Source organism: Mesorhizobium sp. BAC0120 (assembly GCF_033542235.1).
Lineage (GTDB): Bacteria > Pseudomonadota > Alphaproteobacteria > Rhizobiales > Rhizobiaceae > JAWRCU01.
Genome location: NZ_JAWRCU010000008.1, coordinates 1 through 19438 on the forward strand (window position 1 = coordinate 1; position 19438 = coordinate 19438).

Sequence of the window (19438 nt, forward strand, 5' to 3'; positions counted from 1 at the left end):
GCGCAACGGAATCACAAATCCATTTTGCAAGGAATCCCCAGCCGAAGACTTATTTTCCGGCAAAATCGGCAGCTTCGACTGCCCCAAATTCCCACTGCAAATCAGCGACTTGGCAATTCTTCACGGCCGACTGCCTAGCGCATCGGCCGAAAAGTGCGAAAGCGGTTTTCGGACGAATCCGATGCGGAAACAAAGAGATAGAGCGGCGTGGTGGTTCAATTTGAACGCACGCCGCTAGTGCAGTGCCTCGATGAGAGCTGCCGCGCCTATCATGTCGCGCTTGCGGGCTGTCCGGCGCGCGGCGGCCTCTGCGTCGAGCCCCCAATGCTCGATATTCCAGTCCTCATCGACATGCGCAGCATTCCATGCCGCTTCCGCATCGAGAGCACCCGCCTCGAACATGAGGGCGAGCAGCGCTGAGCCGGTGATCGCCGTGATGACGTGAAGCGCTGCGAGGCGAAACGCGTCCTCGCGCTGGCGCAGATGCAGGCCGACCGCCCCGATCGCCTCGCGCGGTTGCTCGACATGCATGACGCCTTCGGCGAGAAAGAAGCGGGCACCAAGTGCTGCACGAGCCCAATCGAGAACCGGATCCCATGCTTCGGCCTGTCGGGCGACGAGCGCGTCCGGGCTCTCCGCACGGTAACAGACGAGATCAGAGGACGAGAAGCGAAGAATGTCCTCGAGCACGGCCTGTGTATCGGCGGCGACACCGTCGATTGCGGTGTTGACCAGTCTGGTGACCGGCATGGTGAGCGGGTCGATCCTGTCGCCCTGACTGTCGAACTCCTCGGCGACGAGCCGCGCCGCTTTCTCGGTCGGCAGTATCACCGCATTGCCGGAAGGCGTTTTCACCACCCTGCCATCGAGCAGCACGGAGAAGCCGTCGCCCTCCCGCTCTACCGTGACCGTCTTATAGAATCGTCGGGCGGCGGCCGACTTCATCTGGTTCTGCGCCCGGCGCACGGGATCCGGATCGCTGAGCTGACGCCCTGCTTCGAGATCGGTCAGAAGTTCACGCATTACATCAAGCCTTCTTCCGTTGCGGCCGATTGACGATGATCAGCCCTACGGCGATCAACGCCAATGCCAGGAAGATGCGGATGCTGAGCGGCTCTTTCAACAGCAACCCGCCAAGCAAGACGCCGAACGCCGGTGTCAGGAAAGCAAAGCTCGACAGGCCGGCGGCCGGATAGCGGCGCATCAGCCAGAACCACAGGATGTATGTGAACGCGACGACATAGATCGCCTGGAACAGCAGCGCGCCGGTTCTTAGCGCGGAGACCTCGCGTAGCGCCGGTCCGGCGAGCGGAATCAACGGTGCCACGAGCACGGCCGAAACGGCGAGTTGATAGAGCAGGGTCTTTTCCGCGCTCGCATGGGTGAGTTTCGTCGACTTGATGACGAGCGTGGTGGCCGCCCACAATCCGCCCGCGCACAGGCTCAGCAGATCGCCTTTGATCGCTTGTGGGCCCGGTAGGCTGAGCTTGTCTGAAAACACCAGCACGACGCCGGCAAAAGCCAGGGTCAGACCGCCGAGCTTCGTAGTCGAAATCTTTTCGCCGAGCAGGAAATGCGCGCCGAGAAGCACCCAGAACGGCATAGTATTGACCATCAGTGCGCTGCGCGCGACCGTGGTGTAGTCGAGCCCGAAAAAGATGCAGAAGAACTCGGCGCCGAACAGCAGCCCGGCGAGTAAACCGCTCCACAGCGTCCCGTCTTTCTCGAACAGACGGATGCCGCGGAAGCGGCACCACAGGAAAACCAGGACCGCCGCGATCATGGACCGGGAGACCGTGACGAATATCGGGCTGAAGCCGATATTGGAGACCTTGGCGGCCACACCGTTCAAACCCCAGGAGAATGTCAGCAGCAGCATGAGAGCGGCTGCCGCGCTGTCTATTGATTCGCGCCGGTCGAGCGTCCCCACTGCTGCGCTCATCCTTCTTCCTCTGCACTCGACTCGTCGAAGCCGAGCAAATTCCAGCTTTGCCGCATATGCGGCGGCAGCGGCGCTGTCACGTCGATCACACCGCCATCGGGATGCGGGATGACGATGCGCCTGGCATGCAGGTGAAGTCTGTTCTGGATGCCTCCCGGGAACTCCCAATTCTGGTCAGCCTCGAAATATTTCGGGTCGCCGATGATCGGGCACCCGAGATGGGCAGCATGCACGCGAAGCTGATGCGTGCGGCCCGTATGCGGCTCCATCTCCAGCCAGCTAAGCGACTGTCCTGCCTGCTCGACGACACGATAGCGCGACACGGCGTGGTCGGCGCCCTCCTCGCCATGCTTTGCGACCCGTACGCGGTCGCCGGCCTCGGTCGGCTCCCTGATGAGCCAGGTCGAGATCTCGCCCTCGCGTTTCCTCGGCACGCCGCGCACCAGCGCCCAATAGGTCTTCTTCGCATCACGGCCACGAAAGGCCTCGGAGAGCTTCATGGCTGCAAGCCGGGAGCGCGCCACGACCAGCACACCGGAAGTGTCGCGGTCGAGCCGGTGCACGAGACGCGGCTTCTCGCCCTTCTGGTTGCGCCAGGCTTCGAGCATGTGGTCGACGCTGCGCGACACGCCGGACCCACCTTGCACAGCGAGGCCGGCCGGCTTGTTGAACACGAAGACCTTCTTGTCCTCGTAGAGCAGCATCTGGCCAAGCAGCTCAGCGTCGCCCTTGTCGCGCATGGTGCGCGGCGTGAGATCGCCGCTGCCCTTGCGGTCGACGGCGAGCGGCGGCACGCGCACCACCTGGCCCGGCTCGACGCGCGTATCGGATTTGGCCCGCCCGCCGTCGACCCTGATCTGGCCGGACCGCAAGAGCTTCTGGAGTTCGCCGAAGCCGAGCCCCGGATAATGCGCCTTGAACCAGCGATCGAGGCGCATGCCTGCCTCACCCGGCTCGACGGCTATCTGTTCAACACCTGCCACTTCAGTGCCTTTCCCTGTCGAGCCTGGGCAATAGCATTTTGTCCGGTTTTGACCACAGTCCCAGCGAAGGGGCGACGATCATGCCTGTGAACGGCCGTCCCTCCCGTACTGAAGGACCTGCACCTTTTCGAGCGTGATCAGGCCGCTTGTCATGATGGCGTCGAGCACCGGTAGGAATGCGCTGATCTTCTCCTCGCTGTCGACGATCTCGATCACCAGTGGAAGATCCTCCGAGAGCCGGAGAATCTTCGTCGTGTGCAGCCGGCTGGAATGGCCGAATCCCATCGCACCCCTGAGCACGGTCGCGCCGGCGATCTGCATCTGGCGGGCCTTGAGCACGATCGATTCGTAGAGCGGGCGGCCTTCGTCGCGATCGTTCTCGCCGATGAAGATGCGCAACAGCTGCGCCTGGTTCGGTATCCTCATTGCTTTGCTCCTCTCAGACGGTTCAAGCGCGAAGCAAGGACGTGACCGAGCCAGACGGCTGTCAGCCACGCGACGACAGAGATTCCGACATTCAGCCCGGCGGCGTTCAACTGGCCGCGCTGTGCGAGGCGCAGGGTCTCGAGGCTGAACATAGAGAAGGTGGTGTAGCCGCCGCACACTCCCGTCATCATGAACTGGCGCCCGCGCGAGCTCGCAAAAAGGCGGCCCTCCGGACCGGTCAGAGTGGCGTAGAAGCCGATCAGGAACGAACCGGTCACGTTCACGAAAAGTGTGCCCAGAGGAAAGCCAGCGCCGAACAGCGCGACGCTCGCCAGGGACGCGAGGGCGCGCAGCACGCTGCCGATCACGCTTCCCAGCCCGACTGCAGCATAGGTCAGGAAGACGTCGCCGATCATGGGTGCGCCGCCTCTGGCCGGGCTGCTACGCCCGCCCTCCCGCTGCTTGTCGCCCTCTTCGGGTACACGCTTCAGCGGCCGGCTCACAACGCGGCTCCGGCAAGCAGCCTTGCCCCGAGGTTGAAGCCCAAAGTTGCAGCAGTGAGGCACAACACCACCGACAGAACCACGTTGCCGCCGGCACGCAGCCAGTCGCCCTCACGCGCGAGCGCCAACGTCTGCAGGCTGAATGAGGATACGGTCGTATAGGCACCGAGAAACCCCGTCACGGCCAGCGCCCACGCCTCCGGTACATTGAACAGCAGTCGGGCGTCTGCCGCAGCAGCAATCGCCCCTATCGTGAAGGCGCCGCTGATATTGACCGCCAGCGTGCCCCAGGGAAACGTTTCGCCGATCCGCCGGCCGACAAAGCCGGAGAGGAAGAAGCGAGCTACCCCGCCGAAGGCGCTGCCAAGCACCACCCAGATCAAGTTGAACAAAGATTCCTGCATTGGTTCCAGAGCACGTGTATTTGCGAAAATTACCCGGCTCTTACCGCAACGCCTGCGACGAAAACCAGAGATCGGGATAGACGGCGACAGCTGATGCATCCGGCTCGCGCTGCGAACGAAGGAAGATCGCCCTCGCCTGACGTGCCTCCCGCACCGTCGGCTTCCTGATCGAAGCCTCCTCGTCCGACGCGCCCTCGCACGGGATGAACCAAGCGTTCCCCAGGATCCGAGTCGAGAACCCGATCGGTTCGGAGCCGGCATGTTCGGCCCGCGCGAGCACCGCGAGCCCGATGTCATTTGCCGGCCGCCACGGGAACACGATGCGCCCTCCCCGCTTCAGGGCGGTCAGCCAGGACCGTGGCGGCGCGACCACACCGGCATTCACATAGATGACATCCGACGGCTCGATCGCGCCCTCGACTGCATTCTGAAGAAGCACAGTGACGTTCTCGAACGGCGTGAGGTTGCGACGTGCCGCCTCCGCGAGGGGTCCGTCCAGCTCGTAGGCGAAGACCTTGCCGTCCGGAAGCACCAACATGGAAAGCATCGCCGTGTAGTACCCGCCACCGGCACCGACCTGGATCACCGTCTCGCCCGGCTGCGGCGCGACCGCGCCGATCAACCTGGCGTGCAGAAAGGGCTCGCCATTGTTGATGCCCTTCTGCTGGTCGAGCACGACGAGTGCGTTCTGGTAGAGCAGCGCCGGGTCGGCGCTCGGCGTCTCGACCAGGCCGTGCTCGACCTTGATGTGCCAGGGGCCGGGCGGCAGAAAGGCTTCGCGCGGCACCAGTTCGAAGATGCGTTCCAGCCTGGGGTCGGTCGAACCGCTCGCCGCCGCCATCATCCGCGCATAAAGGGTGCGGGCTTCCTCAAGGTGCCTGCTCCGGCGGGCCATGGCCATCCATTCTCCTACCAGAAAACTCGCGTGCAGTTCGGTGTTCACTCTAACAATGCCACAGAACCGAGTCTGGCGGTGAATCCCGGCAGCCTGTTGGAAAATCTAGTTCCGGCAGTGTGTTCAGCCGACCCAATAGCGCGGCCCCGGGCCCTTGCGCCCGGCATGGTCCGCCGGGTTCGCCAGGCTGCAACGGTCGATCGACAGGCATCCGCAGCCGATACATTCGGTCAGTCCCGACCTCAGTCGCTGTAACTCGGCTATGCGCTGGTCGATACGCTTCGTCCACTCGCCTGACAATCGCGCCCAATCGCGGCGCGTGGGAACGCGGTCGGCCGGCAGCTTGGCGAGTTCCGCGCCGATCTCCTCGAGCGACAACCCGATCCGCTGCGCGAACACGATGAAGGCGATACGTCGGAGCACCGAGCGCGGGAAGCGGCGATGTCCCGAGCCTGCCCGCTCCGATGTGATCAGCCCACGCTCCTCATAGAAGCGTAGGGCCGACGATGCGACGCCGCTGCGCCGCGAGACGTCGCTGATGGTCAGCATGGAATCCATGACTCGATTTCAAGCATGATTTCCGCTTGACTTCAAGTTCACTTGAACTTGTAGCAAGCGATCTTCGAAAGAAGGAACGGCAGCAATGCAGAGGAAAAAGGCTACTGATCTCAGGGAACTTCGCGTGGCTATCACAGGCGGGACCTCCGGCCTGGGGTTGGCATTGGTGCATCTGCTAACGGCGCGCGGCGCGTGCGTCGCCTTCGTTGCCCGCACAGCCTCGGCCGTCGAGCGTACAGCCGCGGAAACGGGCGCATACGGGATTGTCGGAGACGTCGCGCGGAAGACCGACATCTACCCGATCGCAATGCAGATTGCGGGCACTCTCGGCGGGCTCGATGTGCTGGTTAACAACGCGTCGAGCCTCGGCCCGGTGCCGCTCGCGCTTCTCGCCGACACCGAGTGCGAGGAGCTTGAGGCTGCCCTTGCCGTCAACCTTGTCGGCGCATTTCGCCTGACCAAAGCCCTGTTCGGGGCGCTCGCCGCCTCCGCACGCGATCGCCGGGGCGCGCTCGTGATCAACATATCGAGCGACGCGGCCGTAAACGCCTATCCGGGCTGGGGCGCCTATGGCGCGAGCAAAGCCGCGCTCGCCCATATGACGGCGATCTGGGACGAGGAGGCGAAGGATCACGGCGTGCGTTTTCTCGCCGTCGACCCCGGCGACATGGATACGCCGCTGCACGCTCTCGCCGTGCCCGACGCCGACACTTCTACATTGAAGCACCCCAATACAGCCGCTGCGGAGATCATCGGGAAGATGCTGGCCGCGCTGCCAATCGCCGTCGAAGAGCGCACTGGAGCAGAGGCATGATCGCCGCCGACCACCCTGACCGGCGATCCGCGAGGCTGCTCGTTGTCGAGGCGGATGGCTCGATCCGCAACTTGCCGCGGGCCGCTCTCGCAGCCTTGTTCGGCCCAGCAGATCTGATCGTGGCGAACGACGCCGCGACATTGCCTGCGAGCCTGGCAGGTATCCGCACGGCCACCGGCCAGCCTGTCGAAATCCGCCTGGCTGGCTGGGTGTCGGCCGCGGACCCGACGCGGTTTGCAGCGATAGCCTTTGGAGCAGGCGACTACCGCATGCGTACCGAAGATCGACCATCCCCGCCGGCGCTGTCGCCGGGCGACTGCCTTCAACTCGGCCCGCTAAAGGCGGTCGTGGAGCGTGTTCTGGATCACCCTCGCCTGGTCGAGCTGCGCTTCACGGGAGATCCTCAAGCCCTGCTCGCCGGGATTGCACGTCACGGACGGCCGATCCAATACGCGCACGTTCCCGAGCCGCTTGCCCTATGGGATGTCTGGACGGCAATCGCCGCCGAGCCTGTATCATTCGAGCCGCCATCGGCTGGTTTCGCGCTGGACTGGCACACCCTCGCCAACTGGCGGCAACGCGGCGCTGGCTTCATGACCCTTACCCACGCCGCCGGAATCTCATCGACCGGCGATCCCGTTCTTGACCAACGGCTACCCTTCGACGAGCCGTACCATATACCCGACACTACCGCCGCGGCCGTTTTTCGCGCAAAGTCGCAGGGGCGGCGCATCATCGCAATCGGCACGACGGTCGTACGCGCGCTCGAAGCGGCGGCAAAGCCGGATGGCGGCGTGCACGCCGGGATGGGCCTCGCGAGCGGCCGCATAGGGCGAGAGACGCGTCTTAGCGTCGTCGATGCGATCCTCACGGGTGTCCATCAGCCGGGCGAAAGCCATTTCGAGCTGCTCAGGGCGTTTGCCGGCGATACACAGTTGGACCGAATTTCCGCAACACTCGACAGGAACGGCTACCGCGCTCACGAGTTTGGCGATTCCATGCTGCTCGAGCGCTGGCGCCCGGCTCTGCCCCGCGAAAGCGATCGTGCGCGTTCGGCGCTCAGCATCTCCGCCTGAAGCCTGTCTGCATTCCCCAGGCGATAGCAGGACAATCGCAAATGACACGGCAGGCCCACCGCTTCGCTCGGCACCTCTCCCCCTCAAAACGGGAGAGGAAGTGCGCCTGGCATTACGGGCCGGCGCTTCCTCTCCTCCATCGAGAGGGGGAGGTGGTTCGCGAAGCGAACCGGAGTGGGGTCGATCTCATCGGCGAACGCCCTGCAGGCGATGGGCACACTACCTCCATGAGGTAAGTGCGCCAACGCGATCGCAGGAAACCTGCAGGGTGCTATGATGGCACCGCAGGGCAGGCTAAGAATTCACCGCCGGCACACCCTGGTGAGACATGGTTCTCTTCGAATTAACCCTCGCGCTGCTGCTTGTTGCGGTCCTGCTGGCCGGCGTGGCCAGGCGGCTAGGCGTTCCCTACCCGCCGTTCCTTGCGGCCGCCGGCGCGGCGATCGGCTTCCTGCCCTTCGCTCCGACGATCACCATTGAACCTGATCTCGCCCTCGCGCTCTTCATCGCGCCGGTGCTGCTCGATGCCGCCTTCGACACCTCGCCGCGCGACATCCGGCGCTATGCCTGGCCGATCGCCTCCCTCGCTTTGGTCGCGGTGGTACTCACGACCGCGGCTGTCGCCTTTGTCGGCCAAAAGATTGCCGGGCTGCCTTTGGCGGCCGCGATCGCATTGGGCGCAATTGTCGCGCCTCCCGATGCGGCGGCGGCCAGCGCCGTGCTCAGCCAATTCCGTCCGCCACGCAGGCTGCTCGCCATCATGCAGGGCGAGACTCTGCTCAATGACGCGACGGCGCTTGTGATCTACCGCATGGCCGTAACCGCCGCGACCGGCTCGTTCATGCTGGCCAGCGACGGTCCGGTGTTTGTTTTGCTCGCCGTTGCAAGCGTGGCTGCCGGCTATTTGCTCGGCCGGCTCTACATCGTCGCGACCGCTCCCGTTCACGATGCGCCCAGCGGCACCATCCTTCAGTTCGTCGGGACGTTTGGCGTCTGGCTGCTCGCCGAGCGCATCGGTCTCTCGGCGATCATCACGATGGTCGTGTATGCCATGACGCTCGCCCAACGAGCCCCGAGCCGCATGCCGGCTCGCAACCGGGTAAGTTCCTATTCCGTGTGGGAGACGGCGGTCTTCGTTCTCAACGTGCTTGCCTTCCTGATCATGGGCCTCCAGGCTCGCCCCATCCTTGCGGGGCTTTCCAAGGAACACCTGCTCGAAGCGCTCGCGCTGGCAATTGCCGTGCTGGCAACCGTCACTGCCGTGCGCATAATGTGGGTGCTTGCCAGCGGGGCCGCCCAGCGGAGCCTTCGACGCTCGCAGCAGACCAAATCAGCCTTTCGCGGCGACGTGCTGATATCCTGGTGCGGCGTCCGTGGACTGGTCACGCTCGCAACGGCGTTCGCGCTGCCGGCCGGTTTTCCTGGCCGTGACCCGATCGTCTTATCCGCATTTTTCGTCGTGCTCGGCACGCTGGTCCTGCAGGGTCTGACGCTGAAGCCGCTGCTCAGGCTGTTGCGTTTCGAGGAGGATCGGTCAGTGGAAGACGACGTCTCACGCGGCCGCGTTGTCGTCCTCCAGGCTGCGCTCGACAGCCTTGAAGGCGACGACTCGATAGCAGCCAAAGTCATGCGCAAGCAGTATCTCGCCGCGCGCGGCGTCGCCGAAGATGCCGCCAACCCCCAGGCCTCGACCGACTACGACGAATTGCGGCTTCGAGCCGTCAAGCATCAGCGCGAGGCGCTCTACCGGCTACGTGCGAGCGGAACGATAGGCGACGAAGCCTTTCATCGGCTGGAGGAGGAGATCGACTGGGCCGAGCTCGACGCCGCACCGGCCGGCCGCTTCCAGCCGCTCACGACCTGATGCTTCGGCGTTGACATCATGATGCCTCGCACCTAGCATCAATGCATGCGAACCACCCTGACACTGGATGACGACGTTGCGGCCAAGCTCAAGGCCGAATCGCACCGCTCTGGCCGTTCCTTCCGAGACGTCGTCAACGAGACATTGCGCCATGGATTGGCGGGCAAGCGCAGTACCGCTACGCGGGGGCCCTTCAAAATAAAAGTGCGCGATCTCGGCGAGCTAAAGCCCGGAATTTCTCTCGACAATGTGGCCGAACTCATCGAGCAGATCGAAGGCCCGCTTCACAGGTGATACTCATCGACGCGAACCTTCTGCTCTACGCCTACAATCCGAGAGCAGAACAACATGCGAAAAGCAAGGCTTGGCTTGAGATGGCGCTTGCTGGGCCAGACCTCGTCCGTTTCGCGTGGCTTACGCTTTGGGCTTTCCTGAGGATCAGTACCAATCCACGCGTGTTCGAGCGACCACTCTCCGCCGCAGAAGCCGAAGCGGCGATTTCCTCATGGCTTGCTCAGCCCGCTGTCAGCGTTCTCGAGCCGGGCGATCGTCACTGGGATATTCTATGTAGATTGGTCCGCCACGGCCAGGCGACCGGGCCGCTCGTCATGGATGCCGTCCTCGCCGCCATAGCCCTTGAACACGGCTCTGTCCTTTGCACGACCGACCGTGACTTTTCCCGGTTTCCCGGCTTGAAGTGGACGAACCCGTTGACCGTGAACTGATACGCGTTGAGACCTGACCTGTCAACGAGCAAGCCCGGGAACGGTTCACCGCGCATCACGGCGGTCTTGATCGCCGCTGCGCTGGAACGTGGACTCTCAGCGATCCTCGACGATGCGCAGATAGGCGGCCGTGACGAGCAGGACGATCGCCCCGAACAGGATTCGCCGCGACCCCTCGGGCATCTGCAGGATCGTAAGCAGGGTCGTCAGCACGGTCAGGATGAGCGCACCGACAATCGTGCCGGCATAGCCGCCCCGGCCGCCGAAGATGGATGTGCCGCCCACGACCGCCGCTGCGACGGAGGGCAGTAACAGCGGCTCGGCGAGCGACAAGGACGACGGCGCCTTGATCAGCCCCACATAGAGAAATCCGGCGACGCCTGCGAGCAGCGACGACACGACGTAAAGGGCGATGATCACCTGCGAATAGATGACGCCCGAAAGTCTGGTCGCCTTCTCGTTGTCGCCGACCGCGTAGAGGAGCCTTCCAAACCCTGTCCGATTGAGCGTGAAGATGATCAGTGCGGCGACCGGCACGAAGAGAAGTAGCGCGTTGGGAAATCCGTAGGTGAGCCCGGTTCCGAGCCAGGTGAGGAAATCCGGGATCTTCGTGCCCGTCGAGATCACGGTGCGCTGATAGACCTGCAAGAAGCCCGTTCCGATCAGGCTCGTGCCCAGTGTCATGATCAGCGGATGGACGCGAAAAATGCCGATGCCAATCCCGTTGGCGACACCTATCAGCAACGCGGGAATGAGCGCGATCGCGATCGCCGTGGCCGGATGATAGGCAGACGCCAGCGAGGCCATAATGAAGGCGCTCATGGTCGCGACTGTGCTGACCGACAGGTCGATGCCGCCGGTCAACATGGTCATGGTCTGGCATCCCGCAAGGATCGCGAGCGGGATCGCAAACTTCACGGTATTGGCGATCCAGCGCTCGTTGACGATGCCCGGGCGCAGGATCTGCAAGAGAACGACCAGCAGGACGAGCAGGATGACGAGCGGCACCAGCGGCTGGTCGCTCATGAAGCGCCTGATCCGGCGACCCAGCGACACCGCCTGCGGTGTTGACGCGATTTCGCTCATGACGACCGACCTCTCATGGCGATGAAGGCACCGAGCATCACGACGACGACCATGATCACGCCTTCGATGATGGTGGTCACGTTCGGGTCGACGGCAAGAAGCGTCAGGTCGGTGCGGACGAGCCGAAGTATGAACACCGCCACGATAGGACCAACGAGTCCGCCGCGACCGCCGCCGAGCGTGACGCCGCCAAGCACGACCGCCGCTACGCTGGCCAGAAGATACGGGCCGGGAATGGGAGCGCCGATACCCGTGCTCATGGTGAGCGAGAGCCCGCCCATCGCGGCGAATAGCCCGCCAAGCGCATAGGCGATGATCTTCGTGCTTGCGACGGGCACGCCGCTGCGGAACGCTGCAAGCTCGCTGCTGCCGATGGCGTAGATAGAGAGTCCAAGCCTCGAACGCTTCAAGGGTATCCAGACGATGCCGAGACAGACAATGAGAAGCACGAGCGCCTTGGGGATCCAGGCCGTTATCGCCTCGGGGACACCAGGGATCGGAACCGTCCCGACGATCAGCGCCTTCAACCACTCTGCCGCAGCGCCGCCCGGCGCTTCGAGGACGAGCAGAGCCGCGCCCTGCAGCACGAACAAGGTAGCCAGCGTGACGACGATGTCCGGCACCCGGGTGACCACGATCAGGAGACCGTTACAAGCTCCAAGCACGAAGCCCATCAAAAGCACGAACACCACGACCAGCGCGGCAAATTCCTCGCTGGCGCCGTTCATCATGGAGGCGGCGGTGACGCTGGTCAGCGCCATCATCGCGGCCACCGAGAGATCGATGCCGCCGGCAATGACGACGATCGTCTGGGCCGCGACGGCAAAAGCGTAGGGCAAGACGGCGCGAGCAAGCGAGCCGAAGTCCCCCGCACCGTAGCCGGGCTGGATCAGCTTCGTGACGACGAAAAGGAGCGCGAGCAGGACGACCAGGCCCGAAACCCAGCCTTGGCGACGAATGACACTGGTCACGGCGCGCTCGCCGAACTGCCGGGGTCGGCAAGCACGCCGACGTCCTGCTTTGCATCGCGCGGCAGCCCGTAGGCCGCCCGAGTGAGCGCCGCTTCGTCGGCAATTTCAACAGGAAGCACGTCTACCACGCGCCCTCCGAAAATGACGATGGCGCGGTCGCAGGCAAGTTGAATCTCCTCGAGCTCGGAAGTGTAGAACAGCACCGAACAGCCTTGGGCGGCGAGCTCGCGCAGCAGCTTGTAGATTTCCTGTTTGGTGCGGACATCGATGCCCCGTGTCGGGTCGAAGCAGAGCAGCGTGCGCGCCTCCGCCGCTATCCAGCGGGCGATTGTCACCTTCTGCTGATTGCCGCCCGAAAGCCTCTGGACTTCACGCTGTGCGCGCGTGTCGATCTGCAGCCGCTCGATGGCGCTCACCACGCGCGCCCGCTCCCGCCGAATGTCGATTGGTCCCCAATGGCGGAGCCGTGCGCTGAACGGCAAGGCGATGTTCTCGCGCACCGAACGCTGCATCAAAAGGGCGTCGCTGCGATCGCCGGGGACATAGGCGATGCCGGCACCGATCGCGTCGGACGGATGACTGAACCTGACCGGTTTGCCATCGACCTCGATCAAGCCGCTAGCCGGCCGGATGGATCCGGCAAGCGCCGCAAAAAGCTCGTCCTGGCCCTGGCCTTCGAGCGCCACGACACCGGCCACCTCGCCATTGCGAAGATCGAACGAAACGTCGTTGAGCTTGGTGCCGACGCGCAGATTGCGGACGCTGAGGCGAGGACGATCATCGGCTGGGCTGCTGGCTTCGACCGTGCGGCGGACCGCGGTGCGGGTCTTCTCGATACGGGCGCCGAGCATCAGCTCTACGATCCGTTCCTCCACGCCGGGCGCGATGACGACCACGCCGACAGTCTGGCCATCGCGCAGTACGGTGGCCCGGTCGCAGAGCGCTGAAATCTCCACGAACCGGTGGGATATGAAGATGACCGATCGCCCTGCCTTGCTCTGGCGGCGCACCACGTCGAGCACCCGCTCGGCCAGATTGGCCGGCAGCGCCGCGGTCATCTCGTCCAGAAGCAGCACATCGGGCTCGACCGCGAGGGCGCGCGCAAGATCGAGCACGCGCAGCACCGCCAGCGGAATATCGCGGGCGGCGTCGCGCAGATCGAGATCGGGAACGCCGAGTTCGCGAACCCAGCCGATGAACGGCTCCACAGGCGTACGCGTTAGCCGAAGGTTCGAGGCAATGTCGAGGTCAGGAATAAGCGACGGCTCTTGGTAGACGGGCACCAGCCCTGAACGCCGGGCATAGGCTGGGGAATTGACGGAGCGGGCTTCGCCGCGGATGAGAATCTGCCCGGTATCCGGCCTGACGGCGCCGGTGAGAATCTTGACGAGGGTGGATTTGCCCGCGCCGTTCGCGCCCATGAGGGCATGCACCTCACCGGGCAGAACGGCGAGCGATGCGTTGCGCAGCGCAGCCACTGCGCCGTAGCTTTTCGCCACGCCGGTAGCGTGCAGGAGCGGTTTCGTCGTCACTGGCGTGAGCATTGCCGATCAAGTTGCTGAGCGGGGACGGCAGGATTCGACTGCGTCCCCGAGTCTCGTTCAGGTAAGCAGGTCTGCACAAGCCTCACACGGTTTGCGACGAGATCCTGCGACAAACAAAGGATACGCAGGCATTCATGGGACAACCCACGAATGCCTGCTTTTGCGGCTTATTCCCCCGGGCCCTTGCAGGCGATGATCTGATCCTTGGTGTAGGTGGTCCAGTCGGGGATCGAGATGCTGACCGGCCATTCCGGGTTGAGCGACGGATCGGCAGCGGCCTTGAGCTTGGCCTTGCCCTCGTCGGATGCATTGTCCCAGATCTGCGGGTCGACCAGAACGGTCTGCTGTGCGGGCTTCTTGCCGTCCAGGATCTGCAGGGCAAGCGTCACGCCGGCGCCTCCGATCGAACCGGGATTGGTCACCGCCGCCCCCTCAAGTCCCTTGACCGAATTGAGCTGGCCGACGAAGCCCGCATTGTCTGCCCCGACGACCGGGACAAGCTGAGCCTGCGATTCCACCAGCGCATCGACGATCACGTTGTCGATGCCGGAGGTCCAGATGCCGTTGAACGGCACTCCACTCGCTATGAAGTCGAGAATCTGCTGCTTGGCCTGGTCCTGTTGCCATCCGGTGAAGACCTCATGCACGACCTTCACGTCCGGGAACTCGGCCAGCGCCTTCTTGAAGCCCTTGTCGCGGTCGCTGTCCGCAGACGCGCCTGCAGCGCCGCGCATATAGACCACGTCGCCCTTGCCGCCCATCTTCTGGAACAGCCATTTGGCACCCAAATAGGCGTACTGTTCCTGGTTATTCGAGATCACATAGGCAGAAGGCTCGGTCACGGCCTGGTCGACGGCAACGACCACGATGCCCTTGCCGGTGGCCTCCTTGAGCGCCGCGTTGATTCCCGCTGGATCAGCCGGATTCACGACGATCGCGTCGACGCCGGCGCTGATCAGGTTGCGGATGTCCTCGAGCTGGCCGGCGGCGTCGGTATTACGATGGGCGATATTGAGCTTCGAGACCTTGCCCGAGGCGAGCGCCTCCGCCTTCATGGCGCAGACCATCTCCTCGCGCCAGCCATTGCCTTGCACGGTATTGGAGACACCGATCGTGTAGCTGTCCTTGGCAGCCGACGCGGCCACCGAGGCCATCACGGCCACGCCGGCGAGCAGCGGGAGCGCTGCCAGATATCTTACCTTACTCATTGAACGTTCCTTTCCTCCGAAGTGCTCAGTGAACCTTATTCTGTTTGGCCCTCATTTGACAAAGGGGCTCAACACGTCGCGCGCGAGCAGGAACCCGCGCTTCACCAGCTCGTCGCTGCCCTCGAACCGGCGGTCCTCGTGCTCGATGATGACCGGCCCGTCATATCCCGCCCTGTAGAGGCCGGAGAAGATCACGCTCCAGTCGACGTCACCGAGTCCAGGCATGCGCGGGATCTGCCAGCCCATGCCTGCCGACATGATGCCGCGCTCGTAGAGGCCATCGCGGTCGATCATCAGATCCTTGGCATGCACATGGCTGATGTGCGGGCCAAATTCGCGGATGAAGCGAGCCTGGTCGATCATCTGCCAGACCAGATGAGACGGGTCGAAGTTCATGCCGACCGCCCCGTCCCAGCTTTCGATGATCCTGCGCCAGACGTAAGGCGAGTAGGCGATGTTGTGCCCGGCCGGCCACTCGTCGTAGCTGAAGATCATCGGGCAGTTCTCGAAGGCCAGCTTGACGCCGTTATCCCGCGCATGCGCGATGATGTCGGGCCAGACTTTCTGCGCTTCTTCCCAGTTTGCATCGACGTGCTTCGACGCGTCGCCGCCGCAGAAAGTGTTGACCAGGCCGATGCCCATCCTACCGGCGGCGGCGATCACCTTCTTCAGGTGATCGATGACAGCCTGGCGGTGAGCCGGATCAGGATGCAGCGGGTTCGGGTAATAACCGAGCGCGGAGACCGTCAGCTTCTTTTCCGAAAGCGCGGCGACCGTCTCCTTGGCCTCGGAGGCCGAGAGCCCGGCAACATCGATATGCGATGTTCCCGCATAGCGGCGGCTCGGCCCGGATGATTGCGGCCAGCAGGCAATCTCCAAAGCCTCAAAGCCAGCGGAACTTGCCCATTCGGCAACGTCCGACAGCCGCGTAGCCGGAAACGGCGCGGTTAACAGCCCAAGCTTCATATCTCCTCCCTGTTTCGCACTAAGCCGTTTGATCGCCGGATTCAACTCCTGTCCGGTGCGAGTCCGCAGATATGCCGGACACAGGCGAGCGGGTCGTCCGACAAGAAGCCGTTCAGGCTCGCGACGATGGCGTCGCGAAAGACTGCGCTTGCCGCGAGCTCCGGGTCGAAAATCGTGTCAATCGCCAGGATCTCGGCCACGAGCGCGGTCACGTCATGGCCGACCCGTTCGGCTATGGCAGCGACGCGATCGCCATAGGGGTCCTCCACGACCCATTTCTTGCCGAACCTCGCTGACGAGCAGATGAGATAGGTCATCCAGGCTGCAACCGGCACGGAAAGGAGCGCAATGCCCTGCCCGCGCTGCAGCCGCTCGCGGATAGGATTGAGGATGCGCTGCACGATCTTCTGCGACCCGTCGGTGGCGATCTGGTGGTTGCGGTGGCGGATTGCCGTGTTGCGCAGCCGGGCGAGACTTTGCTCGACATAGTCCTCCGCCGGCATGCCCGGCACCGGCTGAAGCGTCGGGACGCTTTCTTCGAGGAGCATGCGGCGAACGAAGCCCGCAAGCAGCGGGTCGGCCATATCATCCGAGGTGTGCGCATGCCCGGCAAGCACGCCGAGATAGGAGAGCGTCGACTGCGCCGCATTGAGGATCCGCATCTTCATGTGCTCGAACGGCGTCACGTCGTCGACGACCGTCGCACCTGCAAGATCCCACTGCGGCACCCGGCCCGCGAAGCGGTTCTCGATCACCCATTGCCGGAACGGCTCGCCGACGACAACCGCATTGTCACGATAGCCATAGTCCTGCTGCAGCGCTTCCATATCCGCCGCCGAGGTCGCCGGAACGATGCGATCGACCATTGTGGAGGGGAAGGCCGCGTTTGCCTCGATCCAGCTGAGCAGATCATCTCCCCGCCGCTGGGCAAGCGACCGCACGACATTGCCGAGGATGGCGCCGTTCGCCGGAATGTTGTCGCAGCTGATGATGGTAACTGGGCGGCCATGCGAAAGCCTGCGCAGCTCCAATGCGCGCACGAGCAGGCCCGGGAGACTGCGCGGTGTGCCGGGATTGGACATGTCGTGGACGACATCGGGCAAATCCGTATTCAGGTCGCCGCTCGCCGGCCTGTGGCAATAGCCCTTCTCCGTGACCGTGAGGGTGATCACGTCGAATTCTGGAGAGGCGAGCACTTCGAGAGCCGGCTGAGGGCTTGCCTGGCTGTCCACCACCGACAGCATGCAACCGATGACGCGCGCATCGACCTTGCCGTCCTCGCGTAGAAGACGCGTGTAGAGACCGCTTTGCCGCCCCAGCGTGTCGGCAAGCAACGGATTGCGGATGTTGATTCCGACGACGCCCCATCTGTCGAAGCGCTGTCCGAGAAGATCGTCCGTATACTCTGCCTGATGGCAGCGGTGGAAGGCGCCGACGCCGATATGGGCCATGCCGACCGCGAGTGAACCGCGGTCGTAGTCCGGTCTCCGCACGGCGTTGGGAAGGCGGCCCAGGAAAGACGGACTGAGCATCTCCGATCGGCTCATGCGTTCGCCCCGATCACCGATTGCATCTGATCGATCAGCGCACCGGTCATCGGCCCTGCGGCGTCGCTCAGCAGGAAGATCGCAAGATTGGCGACGTCTTCCGGCACGAACAGACGTCCAAAGGGCTGAGACGCCCCTGCCTGTTCGAGCCAGCCCGGGCCATTGCCGAGCGTCTCTGCCTGCATCACGCGCTCGCCAGGGGTGTCGGTCCAGCCCATATTGATGCCGTTGACGCGGATGCGGTCGAAGCGATGGGCATTTGCGGCATTGCGGGTCAGCAGCGATAACGCCGCCTTTGTCGCCGAATAGACCGCGAGCTCGGGCGCGCCGCAATATGCGTTGATCGACAGGATGTTGACGATTGCCCCACCCTGCCCTCGCTCACGCATTGCCTTGATGACCTCCTGCATCAGAAAGAAAGGCGCGCGTGCATTGACGGCGAAGAGCGCCGCCCAAAGGTCGACATCCGCGTCGAGGATGGATCCCCGGTCGGTGAGGGCAGCCGCGTTGACCAGCGCATCGATCCGTCCGAAGCGGCCGAGGCATTCAGAAACGAGCCGGGCGGGAGCGCTGTCATCAGCAAGGTCGGCTGCCACGAAGAAAGTCGGCACCCCTTCATCGGAAAGCTGCTTTGCCACCGCAGCACCGCGGTCGGAATCGCGACCCGTTAGCAGAAGGCCGGCGGCCCCAGAGCGGGCGGCGGCTTCCGCTATCGCGCGTCCGATACCCTGCGTTGCGCCGGTGACGAGCGTCACCTTGCCATCGATCCGAGCTTCCAACGTTCCCTCCTCCTGGAACGAAGTTTCTATTTTTGGCAATATGGAACGAGACTTCCTGGGCGTCAACCGACAGAGCCTGATCCCCGACCGAAGGTCAGCCCTGCTCAAGCGAGCGCCGCGCGGCGATGCCGTGCACCAGCGCCATACCGACTGCCAGGGTAGCGGCGAGCGAACGGAAGCCGGCGAAATCGGACTCGATCACCTCGACCCAGGTGTCGGAGAGCTTGACCAGTGGACTGAACATGCTGTCGGTGATCGAAACGATCCGCGCGTTCCTTTCGCGGGCCGCGGCCACAAGGTCGGGAGTAATGGAGTTGTACGGGCTGAAGCTGACGGCGAGCACCGCATCTTTCGCGCCGACGCAGCTTACCTGATCGAGAGCGGTGGACCCGACATTGTCGATCAGCACGTTCCGCACTCCCTGCTGCGACAAAGCGAGCGACACATAGGCCGTGACGGGGAAGGCGCGCTTGCTGCCGATCACGTAGATGAGATCTGCCTCGGCCAGCACTCCAATCATCCGTTCGAAGCTTTCTATGTCGAAGCTGTCGCCGATGCGGCCGAGAGAAGCTTGTGAGGCGCGCACCAGCCCATGCACGAAATGCAGATTGGGGGGTGCCGGGGTGCCGTTGCGCTGCAGACCGTTTCGGCTCTTCGCATCCGGCCAGGATCCCTTGATATGCTCCTTGAAGATTTCCTGGAAATCCGAGAAGCCGCCAAAGCCGAAGATCTTGGCGAAACGGACCAGGGTCGAGGGCTGTACGCCGGCCTGTTCAGCAACCTGGCTGATCGTGCCGAGAGCAACATCCTTTGGATGCTGCCATAGGAAGATCGCGACTTGGCGCAAGCGCTTGGGAAAGTGAAGCGTGCCCGACGAGAGCACCGCTCTAAGATCCTCATAGGTCCGCGGCTTGGCATAGCCGAGAGCTGCCTCGCCTCGAGCCCTGCCCTGCTTCTTCGGCAGCATTTTGGCTGAGTCGCTTTTCCGCACACCAGCTTCGGCCGGCCTTCTGGAGTTCCGCGTCGTCCCGTTGGCCATACAATTCCCCGGCATCGATCTGTGGAGACGGCCCCTGATGTCGCCCAACCGGATCGCTGACACGAAATGTCGACTTGCCGGAGGCGGCAGGTTTTTGACGGTACGACA

22 protein-coding genes are annotated in these 19438 nt (G+C 63.7%); 6 read left to right on the forward strand and 16 right to left on the reverse strand.

Annotated features, from left to right (window positions below):
• Positions 1-238, forward strand: a 238-nt coding sequence (locus SAZ10_RS18480; RefSeq protein ID WP_318610831.1) for a hypothetical protein, incomplete at its 5' end; no start/stop codon positions are given.
• Here SAZ10_RS18480 and SAZ10_RS18485 read toward each other — a convergent pair.
• The 8 genes from SAZ10_RS18485 to soxR all read right to left on the reverse strand — a co-directional run bounded on the left by SAZ10_RS18485 (position 235) and on the right by soxR (position 5711).
• Positions 235-1023, reverse strand: a complete 789-nt coding sequence (locus tag SAZ10_RS18485) for an ATP12 family chaperone protein (RefSeq protein WP_318610832.1) — start codon at positions 1021-1023, stop codon at positions 235-237. The two genes, SAZ10_RS18480 and SAZ10_RS18485, sit on opposite strands and share 4 nt — an antisense overlap.
• Positions 1024-1027: 4 nt before the next feature.
• Positions 1028-1942 carry a DMT family transporter gene (locus SAZ10_RS18490; protein ID WP_318610833.1) on the reverse strand — a complete coding sequence of 305 codons (915 nt, stop codon included), beginning with the start codon at positions 1940-1942 and terminating at the stop codon, positions 1028-1030.
• Positions 1939-2925, reverse strand: coding sequence for an RluA family pseudouridine synthase (locus tag SAZ10_RS18495; RefSeq protein WP_318610834.1), 987 nt, complete (start codon positions 2923-2925; stop codon positions 1939-1941). The genes SAZ10_RS18490 and SAZ10_RS18495 overlap by 4 nt, the downstream gene beginning before the upstream one ends.
• Positions 2926-3003: 78 nt before the next feature.
• Positions 3004-3351 carry a DUF190 domain-containing protein gene (locus tag SAZ10_RS18500; RefSeq protein ID WP_318610835.1) on the reverse strand — a complete coding sequence of 116 codons (348 nt, stop codon included), beginning with the start codon at positions 3349-3351 and terminating at the stop codon, positions 3004-3006.
• The gene (gene crcB, locus SAZ10_RS18505; protein ID WP_318610836.1) at positions 3348-3854 is read right to left on the reverse strand and encodes a fluoride efflux transporter CrcB; all 507 of its coding nucleotides are present in this window, start codon (positions 3852-3854) and stop codon (positions 3348-3350) included. Before crcB (SAZ10_RS18505) ends, SAZ10_RS18500 begins: the two co-directional genes overlap by 4 nt.
• Positions 3851-4258: a fluoride efflux transporter CrcB gene (gene crcB / locus SAZ10_RS18510; protein ID WP_318610837.1), complete on the reverse strand. Its 408-nt coding sequence runs from the start codon at positions 4256-4258 to the stop codon at positions 3851-3853. Before crcB (SAZ10_RS18510) ends, crcB (SAZ10_RS18505) begins: the two co-directional genes overlap by 4 nt.
• A gap of 40 nt (positions 4259-4298) precedes the next feature.
• On the reverse strand, positions 4299-5159 hold the full coding sequence (locus tag SAZ10_RS18515) for an SAM-dependent methyltransferase (protein WP_318610838.1): 861 nt from the start codon (positions 5157-5159) through the stop codon (positions 4299-4301).
• A gap of 117 nt (positions 5160-5276) precedes the next feature.
• Positions 5277-5711: a redox-sensitive transcriptional activator SoxR gene (soxR, locus tag SAZ10_RS18520; protein ID WP_318610839.1), complete on the reverse strand. Its 435-nt coding sequence runs from the start codon at positions 5709-5711 to the stop codon at positions 5277-5279.
• A gap of 85 nt (positions 5712-5796) precedes the next feature.
• Between soxR and SAZ10_RS18525 the strand changes: the two genes are divergently transcribed.
• The 5 genes from SAZ10_RS18525 (at position 5797) to SAZ10_RS18545 (ending at position 10190) form a co-directional block, all read left to right on the forward strand.
• Complete coding sequence (locus SAZ10_RS18525) at positions 5797-6525, forward strand: SDR family NAD(P)-dependent oxidoreductase (protein WP_318610840.1); 729 nt, start codon at positions 5797-5799, stop codon at positions 6523-6525.
• On the forward strand, positions 6522-7601 hold the full coding sequence (locus tag SAZ10_RS18530) for an S-adenosylmethionine:tRNA ribosyltransferase-isomerase (RefSeq protein WP_318610841.1): 1080 nt from the start codon (positions 6522-6524) through the stop codon (positions 7599-7601). The genes SAZ10_RS18525 and SAZ10_RS18530 overlap by 4 nt, the downstream gene beginning before the upstream one ends.
• Before the next feature lie 328 nt (positions 7602-7929).
• Positions 7930-9465: a cation:proton antiporter gene (locus SAZ10_RS18535; RefSeq protein ID WP_318610842.1), complete on the forward strand. Its 1536-nt coding sequence runs from the start codon at positions 7930-7932 to the stop codon at positions 9463-9465.
• Between the two features lie 45 nt (positions 9466-9510).
• Positions 9511-9759, forward strand: coding sequence for a hypothetical protein (locus tag SAZ10_RS18540; protein ID WP_318610843.1), 249 nt, complete (start codon positions 9511-9513; stop codon positions 9757-9759).
• Positions 9756-10190 carry a type II toxin-antitoxin system VapC family toxin gene (locus SAZ10_RS18545; RefSeq protein ID WP_318610844.1) on the forward strand — a complete coding sequence of 145 codons (435 nt, stop codon included), beginning with the start codon at positions 9756-9758 and terminating at the stop codon, positions 10188-10190. Before SAZ10_RS18540 ends, SAZ10_RS18545 begins: the two co-directional genes overlap by 4 nt.
• Positions 10191-10286: 96 nt before the next feature.
• Here SAZ10_RS18545 and SAZ10_RS18550 read toward each other — a convergent pair whose 3' ends face one another.
• The 8 genes from SAZ10_RS18550 to SAZ10_RS18585 all read right to left on the reverse strand — a co-directional run bounded on the left by SAZ10_RS18550 (position 10287) and on the right by SAZ10_RS18585 (position 19258).
• Complete coding sequence (locus SAZ10_RS18550) at positions 10287-11276, reverse strand: ABC transporter permease (protein WP_318610845.1); 990 nt, start codon at positions 11274-11276, stop codon at positions 10287-10289.
• Positions 11273-12247 (reverse strand): ABC transporter permease, encoded by a 975-nt coding sequence (locus SAZ10_RS18555; RefSeq protein ID WP_318610846.1) that lies wholly within the window; start codon positions 12245-12247, stop codon positions 11273-11275. Before SAZ10_RS18555 ends, SAZ10_RS18550 begins: the two co-directional genes overlap by 4 nt.
• Positions 12244-13779 (reverse strand): sugar ABC transporter ATP-binding protein, encoded by a 1536-nt coding sequence (locus tag SAZ10_RS18560; protein WP_318611077.1) that lies wholly within the window; start codon positions 13777-13779, stop codon positions 12244-12246. Before SAZ10_RS18560 ends, SAZ10_RS18555 begins: the two co-directional genes overlap by 4 nt.
• Positions 13780-13958: 179 nt before the next feature.
• On the reverse strand, positions 13959-14999 hold the full coding sequence (locus SAZ10_RS18565) for an ABC transporter substrate-binding protein (protein ID WP_318610847.1): 1041 nt from the start codon (positions 14997-14999) through the stop codon (positions 13959-13961).
• Positions 15000-15050: 51 nt separating this feature from the next.
• On the reverse strand, positions 15051-15965 hold the full coding sequence (locus SAZ10_RS18570; protein ID WP_318610848.1) for a sugar phosphate isomerase/epimerase: 915 nt from the start codon (positions 15963-15965) through the stop codon (positions 15051-15053).
• 41 nt (positions 15966-16006) lie between these two features.
• Positions 16007-17512, reverse strand: coding sequence for a mannitol dehydrogenase family protein (locus SAZ10_RS18575; RefSeq protein ID WP_318610849.1), 1506 nt, complete (start codon positions 17510-17512; stop codon positions 16007-16009).
• Positions 17509-18291, reverse strand: coding sequence for an SDR family oxidoreductase (locus SAZ10_RS18580; protein WP_318610850.1), 783 nt, complete (start codon positions 18289-18291; stop codon positions 17509-17511). Before SAZ10_RS18580 ends, SAZ10_RS18575 begins: the two co-directional genes overlap by 4 nt.
• A gap of 94 nt (positions 18292-18385) precedes the next feature.
• Complete coding sequence (locus SAZ10_RS18585) at positions 18386-19258, reverse strand: MurR/RpiR family transcriptional regulator (protein WP_318610851.1); 873 nt, start codon at positions 19256-19258, stop codon at positions 18386-18388.
• Between the last annotated feature and the right edge of the window lie 180 nt (positions 19259-19438).

Bases quoted from the DNA above. Each gene is read 5' to 3' on its own strand.
- SAZ10_RS18485 (WP_318610832.1), bottom strand. From the start codon at position 1,023: ATGCGTGAACTTCTGACCGATCTCGAAGCAGGGCGTCAGCTCAGCGAT.
- SAZ10_RS18490 (WP_318610833.1), bottom strand. From the start codon at position 1,942: ATGAGCGCAGCAGTGGGGACGCTCGACCGGCGCGAATCAATAGACAGC.
- SAZ10_RS18500 (WP_318610835.1), bottom strand. From the start codon at position 3,351: ATGAGGATACCGAACCAGGCGCAGCTGTTGCGCATCTTCATCGGCGAG.
- crcB (WP_318610837.1), bottom strand. From the start codon at position 4,258: ATGCAGGAATCTTTGTTCAACTTGATCTGGGTGGTGCTTGGCAGCGCC.
- SAZ10_RS18515 (WP_318610838.1), bottom strand. From the start codon at position 5,159: ATGGCCATGGCCCGCCGGAGCAGGCACCTTGAGGAAGCCCGCACCCTT.
- soxR (WP_318610839.1), bottom strand. From the start codon at position 5,711: ATGGATTCCATGCTGACCATCAGCGACGTCTCGCGGCGCAGCGGCGTC.
- SAZ10_RS18525 (WP_318610840.1), top strand. From the start codon at position 5,797: ATGCAGAGGAAAAAGGCTACTGATCTCAGGGAACTTCGCGTGGCTATC.
- SAZ10_RS18530 (WP_318610841.1), top strand. From the start codon at position 6,522: ATGATCGCCGCCGACCACCCTGACCGGCGATCCGCGAGGCTGCTCGTT.
- SAZ10_RS18535 (WP_318610842.1), top strand. From the start codon at position 7,930: ATGGTTCTCTTCGAATTAACCCTCGCGCTGCTGCTTGTTGCGGTCCTG.
- SAZ10_RS18540 (WP_318610843.1), top strand. From the start codon at position 9,511: ATGCGAACCACCCTGACACTGGATGACGACGTTGCGGCCAAGCTCAAG.
- SAZ10_RS18550 (WP_318610845.1), bottom strand. From the start codon at position 11,276: ATGAGCGAAATCGCGTCAACACCGCAGGCGGTGTCGCTGGGTCGCCGG.
- SAZ10_RS18565 (WP_318610847.1), bottom strand. From the start codon at position 14,999: ATGAGTAAGGTAAGATATCTGGCAGCGCTCCCGCTGCTCGCCGGCGTG.
- SAZ10_RS18570 (WP_318610848.1), bottom strand. From the start codon at position 15,965: ATGAAGCTTGGGCTGTTAACCGCGCCGTTTCCGGCTACGCGGCTGTCG.
- SAZ10_RS18575 (WP_318610849.1), bottom strand. From the start codon at position 17,512: ATGAGCCGATCGGAGATGCTCAGTCCGTCTTTCCTGGGCCGCCTTCCC.
- SAZ10_RS18585 (WP_318610851.1), bottom strand. From the start codon at position 19,258: ATGCTGCCGAAGAAGCAGGGCAGGGCTCGAGGCGAGGCAGCTCTCGGC.